11 protein-coding genes are annotated in these 10,277 nt (G+C 61.4%); 5 read left to right on the forward strand and 6 right to left on the reverse strand.

All coding sequences use genetic code 11. The annotated features are described in order from the left end of the window. Positions 1-51 precede the first annotated feature (51 nt). Positions 52-714, forward strand: a complete 663-nt coding sequence (locus E8A46_RS27400; protein ID WP_291567854.1) for an aspartate/glutamate racemase family protein — start codon at positions 52-54, stop codon at positions 712-714. Here the strand turns inward: E8A46_RS27400 and E8A46_RS27405 are convergent. Together E8A46_RS27405 and E8A46_RS27410 are read right to left on the reverse strand one after the other, a co-directional pair. Beyond that, entirely contained in the window at positions 711-1,379 is a 669-nt protein-coding gene (locus E8A46_RS27405) for a flavin reductase family protein (protein WP_291567857.1), read from the reverse strand. The two genes, E8A46_RS27400 and E8A46_RS27405, sit on opposite strands and share 4 nt — an antisense overlap. 38 nt (positions 1,380-1,417) lie before the next feature. Further along, positions 1,418-2,350 (reverse strand): N-carbamoyl-D-amino-acid hydrolase, encoded by a 933-nt coding sequence (locus tag E8A46_RS27410; RefSeq protein ID WP_291567860.1) that lies wholly within the window; start codon positions 2,348-2,350, stop codon positions 1,418-1,420. 303 nt (positions 2,351-2,653) lie between these two features. Between E8A46_RS27410 and E8A46_RS27415 the strand changes: the two genes are divergently transcribed. The 4 genes from E8A46_RS27415 (at position 2,654) to ppsA (ending at position 7,687) form a co-directional block, all read left to right on the forward strand. Beyond that, complete coding sequence (locus E8A46_RS27415; protein ID WP_291567862.1) at positions 2,654-3,898, forward strand: MFS transporter; 1,245 nt, start codon at positions 2,654-2,656, stop codon at positions 3,896-3,898. A gap of 35 nt (positions 3,899-3,933) precedes the next feature. Further along, positions 3,934-4,878, forward strand: coding sequence for an ABC transporter substrate-binding protein (locus E8A46_RS27420; protein WP_291567864.1), 945 nt, complete (start codon positions 3,934-3,936; stop codon positions 4,876-4,878). A 244-nt stretch (positions 4,879-5,122) separates the two neighbouring features. Further along, a complete protein-coding gene (locus tag E8A46_RS27425) occupies positions 5,123-5,263 on the forward strand; it encodes a hypothetical protein (RefSeq protein WP_291567866.1) in 141 nt (46 codons plus the stop codon). A gap of 12 nt (positions 5,264-5,275) precedes the next feature. Next, a complete protein-coding gene (gene ppsA, locus E8A46_RS27430; RefSeq protein WP_291567868.1) occupies positions 5,276-7,687 on the forward strand; it encodes a phosphoenolpyruvate synthase in 2,412 nt (803 codons plus the stop codon). Positions 7,688-7,736: 49 nt separating this feature from the next. Here ppsA and E8A46_RS27435 read toward each other — a convergent pair whose 3' ends face one another. From E8A46_RS27435 to E8A46_RS27450, 4 genes are all read right to left on the reverse strand, one after another. Then, positions 7,737-7,967 carry a hypothetical protein gene (locus E8A46_RS27435; protein WP_363252688.1) on the reverse strand — a complete coding sequence of 77 codons (231 nt, stop codon included), beginning with the start codon at positions 7,965-7,967 and terminating at the stop codon, positions 7,737-7,739. 107 nt (positions 7,968-8,074) lie between these two features. Then, a complete protein-coding gene (locus E8A46_RS27440) occupies positions 8,075-8,305 on the reverse strand; it encodes an ATP-dependent Clp protease proteolytic subunit (protein ID WP_291567884.1) in 231 nt (76 codons plus the stop codon). A 210-nt stretch (positions 8,306-8,515) separates the two neighbouring features. Further along, positions 8,516-8,701, reverse strand: coding sequence for a hypothetical protein (locus E8A46_RS27445; protein ID WP_291567870.1), 186 nt, complete (start codon positions 8,699-8,701; stop codon positions 8,516-8,518). A gap of 502 nt (positions 8,702-9,203) precedes the next feature. Continuing rightward, positions 9,204-10,277, reverse strand: a 1,074-nt coding sequence (locus E8A46_RS27450; RefSeq protein ID WP_291567871.1) for an FAD-dependent oxidoreductase, incomplete at its 5' end; no start/stop codon positions are given.

The raw sequence follows: 10,277 nt of genomic DNA on the forward strand, positions 1-10,277 counted from the left end.
TGCAAGCTACGATCGTTGCTGCAAGCCATGCTTAGTTGCAAGGAAGAGACCATGTCCCGCCCGCGCATCCTCGTGATCAATCCCAATTCCAACGTCACCGTGACCAGGGGGATCGAACAGGCGCTAAAGCCGCTCGATTTCGTGGACGGGCCGGAGATCGTCTGCACGACGCTGGCCGAGGGACCTTACGGGATCGAGAGCCAGTCCGATGTCGACAGCGTGGCGATTCCGCTGCGCCGGCTGATCGAAAGCGACAACAGCGCCGCCGCCTTCGTGATCGCCTGCTACAGCGATCCGGGCCTGCATGTCTGCCGGGAAGGAACCGATCGGCCGGTGTTCGGCATCGCCGAATGCGGCGTGCTGACGGCGATGACGCGCGCGGAAACCTTTGGCGTCATCGCCATCGCGCAACGCTCGATACGCCGGCATATCCGTTATCTGCGCCAGATGGGGCTGATGGACCGGCTGGCCGGCGAGCGGCCGCTCAACATGAGCGTGGCGGAAACCGCCTCGGGCGACGGAACATTGGCCAAGATGATCGAGGTCGGCCGCGCCCTGAAGGACGAGGACGGCGCCGGCACCATTGTCATGGGCTGCGCCGGCATGGCTCGCCTGCGAAATCAGCTCGAAGACGCCCTCGGCATTCCCGTGATCGATCCGACGCAGGCCGCCGCTACCATGGCGCTGGGCGCGGTGCGGTTTTCGCGGCACTAGCTTTCCTTGGGCGCCTCGCCCGCGCCGTTGCCGGCGGTTACGCGCGCGCTCCATTGCGCGTGGCTCTCGCGATCCATCGCGAATGACTCGCGTTGATAGGTGTAGAGATTGGCGAATAGCCGGCCGATCGGCCGGTAAGCCGCGAGATCGACGTACATGTTGGCCTCGTTGACCAAACCATCGCGCGCATGGATGCGGAGAACTTCGCCGACCAGAAGCTCGCGCCCCGGCCCGAAGGCCAGCGCAACACTGCGTTTGCATTCCAGCGCGAAAGGTGCTGCGGCGAGCCGCGGAACGCTGACATTGACCGATGGCACGGTCGCAAGCCCTGTCGCCGCCACCTCGCTTTCGCCGGCCGGGAAATCGACCGCACAATCGTTCATCGCCAACGCCAGTGGCTCATCCACCATATGGACGACAAACTCGCCGTCGCGATGAATGTTGCGCGTGGTGTCCTTTGGGGTACGGTCGGCCTTGTGCTGCAGCCCCAGCACGACCAGAGGCGGGTCCTCGGAAAACACGTTGAAGAAGCTGAACGGCGCGGCGTTGACCGCGCCATTGGCGTCGAGCGTCGTCACCAGCGCGATCGGACGCGGCACCACGACCCCACAGAGCAGCTTGTACCGGTCATGCGGGCTGAGATCGCGGAGCAGGAATCCAGACATCGGCAGCCTATTGAGCCCCTTCGAAGGGGCGTTGAATCTCAGGTTTCCGGCGGCGGGACCGCACCGACGCGGCTGGTAATCAGCCCGTAATGCTCGACGCGCCGGTGACGGGCGAAGTCGAAGATGGTGTTCTTGCCGAAGCTGGTTGCGTCGAGATCGCAAGCGTGGACCAGGAGTTCATCGCCTTCGGTTGTGGCCTCCGCGACGATCTCGCCGTTGGGATCCACGATCAGGCTGCCGCCGATCAGCGGGAAGCCGTCCTCGACGCCGGCCTTGGCGACAGCCACGACCCATGTCGCGTTCTGATACGCGCCGGACTGCACGGACAGGCGATTGTGGAACAGCCGCTTCTCCGGCCCCTCCTCGCTTTTCTGGGAATTGACCGAGGGCGTATTGTAACCGAGCAGGATCATCTCAACGCCCTGCAGGCCCATCACGCGATAGGTCTCGGGCCAGCGCCGGTCATTGCAGATCGCCATGCCGAAGATGCCGCCCATCGTGCGCCACACCGGAAAGCCGGTATCACCGGGCTCGAAATAGCGCTTTTCGAGGTGCTGGAAGGCGCGCTCGGTATCGAATTCCGAATGGCCCGGCAGATGCACCTTGCGGTACTTGCCGACGATCCTGGCCGATTTGTCGGTCAGGATGCAGGTGTTGAAATGATGCCCGTCCGGCGTCAGCTCGGCATAACCGAGGCTCATCGCCATCTGATACTCCGCAGCGCGCTTGAACAGCGGCAGCGTCGCCGCGTTCGGCATCTCGCGCTCGAACCAGGTGTCGACCTCGGCCTGATCCTCCATGTACCAGCGCGGAAAAAACGTGGTGAGCGCCAGTTCCGGGTAAACGATCAGATCGGCACCGCGCGCCTTCGCCTGATCCATCAAAGCGAGCATGCGCGGGACGACGGCTTCCCGGCCTTCGGCGCGCTGGATCGGACCCATCTGGGCGGCGGCGACATTGATGACGCGCATGGATGAGCTTTCTGGTTGCCTTCATTTCGCGCTGCAGCGACCAAAAATGCAGCATTTCAGGGACACAAGCACTCCGCCGTCCCTTCCGGTATCGATTTGAGTATTAGAATTCCGACTAACCCTGAGTCAATTCGGTTCGGCCGGCAAACTGGGGCCTACCTCGCAAATCGACTCGGCACGCCGCTTGCCGGCCGCCTTGCTCCGGTGTCACGTTCCCTGCCGCGGCAATTGATCCGGAGCTGCCGAAAGGTCATAAGGACCCCAGGCAATGAACTCAGAACTGGCATCACGAAGGGCTGGATCATGGACCAAACTGCAGCGCCGGCGAATGTCGTAGAGACGCCGCGCACCTCCGACACCGCGATCGCCGTTGCCGCCATCGCCGTCCTGATCTGCTCCTATTGCATCAATGCGATGGACCGCACGTTATTCCCGCTGATGCTCACGGATGTGAGACGGGAATACGGCTTCACACTGCCGCAGGCCGGCTTGATGTCGACGTTCTTCACGCTGGGCATGGCGTTCGCGGGAATTCCGACCGGCTACCTGATGTCGAGATACTCCCGAAAGACCGTGATCCAGGTCGGCATCCTGATCTATTCGGCGACAACGATCATCACCGTGGTTGCGTTCGGATTCGCCGACATGCTGCTCTATCGGGCGATCACCGGGATCGGCGAGGCGATGCAGCTCACCGCGCTGCTCGCGGTGTTTTCCAGCTATTTCTCGCGCTATCGCGCCGCCGGCGTCGGCATCCTGAACTACGCCTATGCGGGCGGAGCGGCGATCGGGCCGGCGCTCGGAGCCAAATTGCTGGTCGAATATGCGACGTGGCGCGCACCCATGATCATCTTCGGCGTCATCGGACTGGGGATGATGGCGCTGATCGCCGCCGTGGTGCGGCCGAGGCTGAGCGAAACCAATACCGCCAATCAACGGGAAGCGACGCTGTCCACAGGCGGGGCCACAACGCTCAAGAATCTCAATACCAGCGTGCTGGTGATTCTGAGTATCATCTTCGGCCTTGCACTGTACGGGTATCTCGGCATGTATCCGACATTCCTGCGCGAGCAATTGCACTACGCGCCGGCCGATGCAGGACGGGTGATGAGTATCTATGGACTTGGCGTTCTGGTATCCGTCGTGTCCGGGTGGCTGGGTGACCGCTTCTCGCCGCGACTCATTCTCGGCACGAGCTTCCTGATCGCAAGCGCGATCGCCGCCCTGCTGTTCAACGGCCCAATCGATTTCGCGACGCAGGCCACGCTCTCGCTGGTGCTTGGCGCGACCTTCAGCGGAACAATCTTCGTCAACCTCGCCGCCTGTCATGTGAAGTCGGTTTCGGCGGATCTCGCCGGCCGCGCCTCCGGCGTGTTTGTGACGAGCCTGTATGGCTCCGCGACGATCGCCGGATATGTCATCGGCTGGATCGTTGGCCTCGCCGGATGGACGGTCGCGGGCAATGTTCAGCTCGTTCTGCTTTGCCTCGCCGGCGCGATGATTTCGCTCGCCCTGCGGCCGGAGCGGATGGCAATGCGGACCGCTTGACCGGCCGCGTCAGCAAACAGAGCAGCGAGTAACCGATGCCGCACCAAGCCAGCGATCTGCCGGTCATGACCGTCAACGTGTTTCCCGGCGGCTTCAACTGGGGCCTCTACGTCGGAGAGGACAAAGGCTTCTTCGCCCGGCGTGGCATCGCCGTGCAGATTCAGGACACGCCCAATTCCGTCACGCAGATGACTGATTTCTCCCAAGGCAAATTCGATATCGCAATGACGGCCGTCGACAATATCGTGGCTTATGTCGAGGGACAGGGTGAGGCCCCGATCGGGCCGCAGCCCGACTTCATGGCCGTGATGGGGAGCGACAGCGGGTTTCTCAGCCTTGTCGCGTCGCCTTCGATCAAGCACATCGCGGAGCTTGCGGGCAAAGCCCTCTCGGTGGATGCGATGACCACCGGCTATGCCTTTGTCCTTTACGAGATCATGCGCCGGAACGGCCTCGACAAGGACCGCGGCGACTACGAGATCGTCCGCGCCGGCGGCATGGTGCAGCGCTGGAACGCGTTGCGCGATGGCCGTCACGCGGCGACATTGCTGTCCGCGCCCTACAATATCCTTGCGAAAAACCAGGGCTTCACCGAGCTCGTGAAAGCCACCGACGTGATCGGAGCCTACCAGGGCAATGTCGCGGCAGTGCGTCGGCCCTGGGCGCAGCAAAACCGATCCCGGATCGTCGCCTATATCAGCGGTTACCGCAGCTCGATTGCATGGCTCTATGATCCGTCCAACCGCAACGAGGCGATCGCGATCCTGCGTCGGCATCTTCCGCAGATGGAGCCGGAGATCGCCGAGGCCAGCTACGCAGAACTGCTCGATCCCAAGAACGGCTTTTTCCGGAGCGGCGATATCGACCGCGAGGGGCTCAACTGCGTTCTCGACCTGCGCAGCCGTTACGGCCTTCCATCCAGGCAGCTAAACGATCCGGCCAAATATTGCGATCTCGGCTACAGCGAAGCGACGCGGTGACCAGGCAGAAAACCCCGTATGAGGCGGCTGGCTGGCGACGCAGTGTTGATAGCACCCGTCTCCATGCAAATTCCCTGCTAACAGGGAATTTTACAGGGAATTCTATGATCCTGGGGCTTTGAGAGCCGATTCCCCAGCAACAAACCGCTGTGCTGCAGTGACTTCTCACGCAATTCCCTATGAAAATTAACAGGGAAAATATTTCAAGAAACAGGGAATTTTTAGCGGGTAACAGGGAATTTTGATGCATGCAGGCCGCGTTCTGGTCACGGACAAGCCCGCAGCCCTGGTCGAGAAGCGCGGAGTCAAGACACTGGAGGACGCCTTCATCGCCTATCTCGACCAGAGGATTGACCTCCCTCAATACCGGGCAGATCCGGCCTGATTTACTGGTACTATGGCAAAATATATCAGATCTTTTCTCGAAATTGGCTTGGGCGACGTCGGACTTGTCGGCGGCAAGACCGCGTCGCTTGGCGAACTGTATTCGGCTCTCGCGTCCGAAGGGGTCGCTGTCCCCAATGGATTTGCCGTCACGGCAGACGCCTATCGCGACGCGCTGACGCAACCCGGCATCGCGGACGAGCTTCATCGGCTGCTCGACGGTCTTGACAAGCGCAACATCAAGCAGCTTGCGGCCCGGGCCGCCAAAGCTCGCGAAGTCATCTACATGGCGATGGATACCGGGCCTATCCGCGAACAGATCGTGGAAGCGTATCGGCAGCTGGAACGGGAGGCCGGGACCGGCGTCGCTGTCGCCGTGCGAAGTTCCGCGACGGCGGAAGATCTGCCGACCGCGAGCTTTGCCGGCCAGCACGAAAGCTTCCTCAATGTACGCGGCGCGAAGGATCTGTTCGAAGCCTGCCGGCGCTGCTTTGCCTCGATTTTCACCGATCGCGCGATTTCCTACCGTATCGACAACGGCTTCGACCACTTCAAAGTCTTCCTCTCTGTTGCGGTGATGAAAATGGTCCGCTCGGATATTGGAGCCAGTGGCGTCATCTTCACGCTCGACACCGAATCCGGATTTCGTGACGTGGTCTTCATCACGGGCTGTTACGGCCTCGGCGAGACCATCGTCCAGGGCCAGGTCGATCCTGACGAGTTCTACGTTCACAAGCCGACCCTGAGCCAAGGCTTTCGCCGCGTGCTGCGGCGCCGGCTCGGCGGCAAGCAGATCCGCATGATTTACGGCAAGCGCGGCGGCAAGCATGCCACGCTCACCCGGACGGTGCCTGAAGCCGAGCGGCGGAGATTTTGCATTTCCGATACCGAGGTGCTGAGCCTTGCGGACTTTGCCGTGCGGATCGAGGCGCATTATTCGAAACATGCCGGCGGGCCGATGCCGATGGATATCGAATGGGCCAAGGACGGCTCCGACGGCAAGCTCTATATTATTCAGGCGCGGCCGGAGACGGTTGCCTCGCAGCGCTCGCCGGACGTCTACGAAACCTACACGCTGAAGAGGCGCGGCTCCGTCGTCGTCGCCGGCCGCGCGGTGGGCGAAAAAATCGCCTCCGGGCGCACGCGCCGGATTGCGAGCGCGCGAGACCTCGCAGCCTTCAAGCCGGGAGAGATCCTGGTCGCGCCGGCTACCAGTCCGGATTGGGAGCCGGTCATGAAGATCGCTGCCGGCATCATCACCGACAAGGGCGGCCGGACCTGCCATGCGGCCATTGTGGCGCGGGAACTGGGCATCCCCGCCGTGGTCGGGGCGACGCATGCGACCAAGAAGCTCAAGACCGGGACCAATGTCACGATCTCCTGCGCCGAAGGCGATATTGGCAATGTCTATCAAGGAACGGTTGCTTTCGACGTTACGCGAACGCCCGTGAGCACGCTCAGGCAGCCGCACACGGCGATCATGGTGAATGTCGGCACCCCCGAAATGGCATTCCGGGTAGCGATGCAACCACAAGCCGGCGTCGGCCTCGCCCGCATGGAGTTCATCATCAGCGAGCATATCGGCGTGCACCCGATGGCGCTGCTCAAGCCGAAGAAGATCGCCTCGGCCAAGGCGAGAACTGCGATCGCCCGTCTGGTTGAAGGTTACAAAAGCCCCTCCGACTTCTTCATTCAGAAGCTCTCGGAAGGCGTCGGCACGATTGCCGCGGCATTCTATCCCAAGCCGGTGATCGTGCGGCTCTCCGACTTCAAGACCAACGAATACGCCAGCCTGCTCGGCGGCGAGGCCTTCGAGCCCAAGGAAGAGAATCCGATGCTGGGATTCCGGGGGGCTTCCCGTTACAGCCACCCGGCTTATGCCGAGGGATTTGCCCTCGAATGCGCCGCGCTCCGCCGGGTGCGCGAGGAAATGGGTCTCTCCAATCTGCGCATCATGGTGCCGTTCTGCCGAACCGTCGAGGAAGGCCGGCGCGTGATCGCGACGATGGCGGCCAACGGGCTGAAGCGCGGCGAGAACGGGCTTGAGATCTACGTGATGTGCGAGATTCCGAACAACGTCATTCGGATCGACGCGTTTTCGGAGTTGTTCGACGGCTTTTCGATCGGCTCGAACGATCTCACCCAGCTGACGCTGGGAGTCGACCGGGATTCCGATATTGTCGCCTTCGATTTCGATGAACGCGATCCCGGCATGCTGGAGATGTTCAGACAGGCCGTGGTGGGCGCCAAGCGTAACGGACGTCACGTTGGCATCTGCGGGGAAGCGCCTGCGAACTACCCGGAGATTGCGCGCTACCTGACGCAGCTTGGTATCGATTCGATCAGCGTCAATCCCGCAAGCGTGTTTCGCACCATGGCCGTGGTTCTCGAGGCCGAAGCCAATCCGGCGAACGCCAAGGCTTGAACGGAACCGGGCGCTTGCGACGCTCAGGCATCGACGGGAGTGCCAGCCTTCAACATTCGGCCCGGTCTCTCCTGCGCCGCTCGCGAGGCTGGGCGGCCTTCGCTTGAAGTTGCTCCGCCGCGGCATTGATCCTGGTCATCGTCTCGGTCAGTTCGACATAGGGGTTATCTTCGATCGTCACCGAGCCGTAGTTCGAATTTTCACCGTCAAAACGTCCTTCGGCCGGCTGATCGGCATGCTCGAACCAGTGATAGCCGACCACTGATAGGGCCGCAACCAACGCCCGAAGCCGTGCCGACGCCGCCTTATGGCTTCCGTGCACCCAGCAGAATGCCAGCGTTCATGCTGATCCGTGGTCATCTGGGGAACGTCGGTCGAGACGACCTATTACGGCGTTTTTGGCGTCGACTCTTCGGAGCGTTTGTCGATCACCTTGTCGACGATGCCGAAGTCGCGCGCCATCTCGGCGGTGAGGAATTTGTCGCGTTCCAGCGAATCCTCGATCGCCTTGAAGGTCTGACCGGTATGCTTCACGTAAATCTCGTTCAGCCGCTTCTTCAGGTTCAGGATTTCCTGGGCGTGCAGCATGATGTCGGTAGCGTGGCCCTGGAGCGGTATGAAAGCGCGATGTCATGGAGGTCGGAAGACAGCGCAAAAAAATAAGAATTGACACGAGGAGCCGGCCTTGACTTGATTTCCGTCAACAAGGTGAAAATTGTCACACTAGCCGACAAGCAAAAGCAAAGCGTCAATCCGAACGCCGCGATCGCGAGAACCACGAGTGAATAAAGACAGGAATGAAAGAGCCCGCCAACTTCTGGGGTGGCCTCAGTCGATTTTGGCTGCAGCGGAGGCAAGTTCAGCCTCTGCAAGCTTTACGGCTGCGGCTGCTTTCATTCGCTTGGGATTTTCCAATGGAAGGTCCCTCAGTTCTCTGAGAGCCGCTCGTGTTTTTCCGAGCTTTTGGTGCGCGGCACTCCACTCATCCCAAGCTTGATCATCTTCGGCGACCATTGGCTTTCCCTTAGATTAGGACACCGCAATGTGGAACTTAGGACACCCGGGGTCAAATATGGACAACACCACAGCCTGGAGTCCTGCATGAATTCGCTCGCGAGCCCAAGCTTCAGCAGCATTGGTGATTGTCATGTCGAACTCAACGAATAGTACAATTGCTAGTTTGGACTCGCACTCGGGTGAAGGCCGGCGCTGTCGCGCCGACATAATTAGATCAGTCCGAGCTGCCCGCCCCATTTTTATAACGGCCGCTTCTGCCGACTCTCGGCTGGCATCGTCCTCAAGCGCCGCGACCATGCCGGTATTGCCTCCATGCGACCATGGGCGCCCAGAGCATCGACTACTCCGGTCAACGCCGGCCTTTGAGCAAGGTGATGCGGGTCGACGGTGCTTCGTTGCCGACCAATCCCCTCGATGTTGGACCGCAACCTGTCCCGCGCCCTTTGGCCTCGCGGTGAATGATGCGACGTTCCTTCTCTCTCGAAACTCACGCTTCGTTTCATATCGCTTCTGGTGTCATCTGGATCGAACCGCACGGGCATTCCTGGGCGCAGATGCCGCAGCCTTTGCAATAATCCAGGTTAAACTCGAAACCCATGCCCGGCCCGAGCTTGATCACGGCATTGTCGGGACATACGCCGTAGCAATTGTCGCACTCAAAACAGTTGCCGCAGGATAGACATCGGCGCGCCTCGTAGAGCGCGTTGCTCTCGTCGAGGCCCTTGACCACCTCCTCGAAGGTCGAGGTGCGGCGCGCCAGCTCAAGCACCGGCCGCAGCGTCTTGGGCGCCTCGCCGTAATACCAGGTGTTGAGCTTATCGGCCGTGGCGATCTCGTGCTTGGGGGCCGGCGTGTAAACCTCGCCGCGCAGCCAAGCATCGATATGCCGGGCGGCCTTCTTGCCGTGGCCGACGGCTACGGTCACCGTGCGCTCGGACGGCACCATGTCGCCGCCGGCGAAAATGCCGGCCACCCCGGTCATCATATTGGGGCCGACCTGAACCACGCCATCCCTGACTTCGAGGCCCGGGACACCCTGCAGCAACGACAGATCGACATCCTGGCCAAGCGCGAGCACGACCGAGTCGGCCTGCAGCGTTTCGAACTCACCGGTCGGCTGCGGAAAGCCCTTTTCGTCCAGCGCCATTTTCTCGACTGTGATCGATCCGGCCTCGACGTTCTTGATCGTCGACAGCCATTTCATCATCACACCCTCTTCGAGCGCCTCCTCGACTTCGAAGTCGTGGGCGGGCATCCTGTCGCGGGTGCGGCGATAAACGACGACAGCCTCCTCCGCGCCGAGCCGTTTTGCGGTTCGCGCGACGTCGAGCGCGGTATTGCCGCCGCCGTAAACGACAACCTTTCGGCCGAGCAGCGGCTTGTCTTCGCCCTCCATCGAGCGCAGCACTTGCACGGCGTCCAGCACTTTTGCCGCCTCGCCCGCGGGAACATAGGCGCGCTTGGCGATGTGGGCGCCCACGGCCAAAAAGGCCGCGTCAAAGCCGCCATCCGCCACGGATTTCCCGATATTGGCGACCTTTGCGTTGTATCTGATGGCGACGCCGAGGTCTGC

The sequence above is a fragment of the Bradyrhizobium sp. genome (assembly GCF_004799445.1).
Taxonomy (GTDB): domain Bacteria; phylum Pseudomonadota; class Alphaproteobacteria; order Rhizobiales; family Xanthobacteraceae; genus Bradyrhizobium.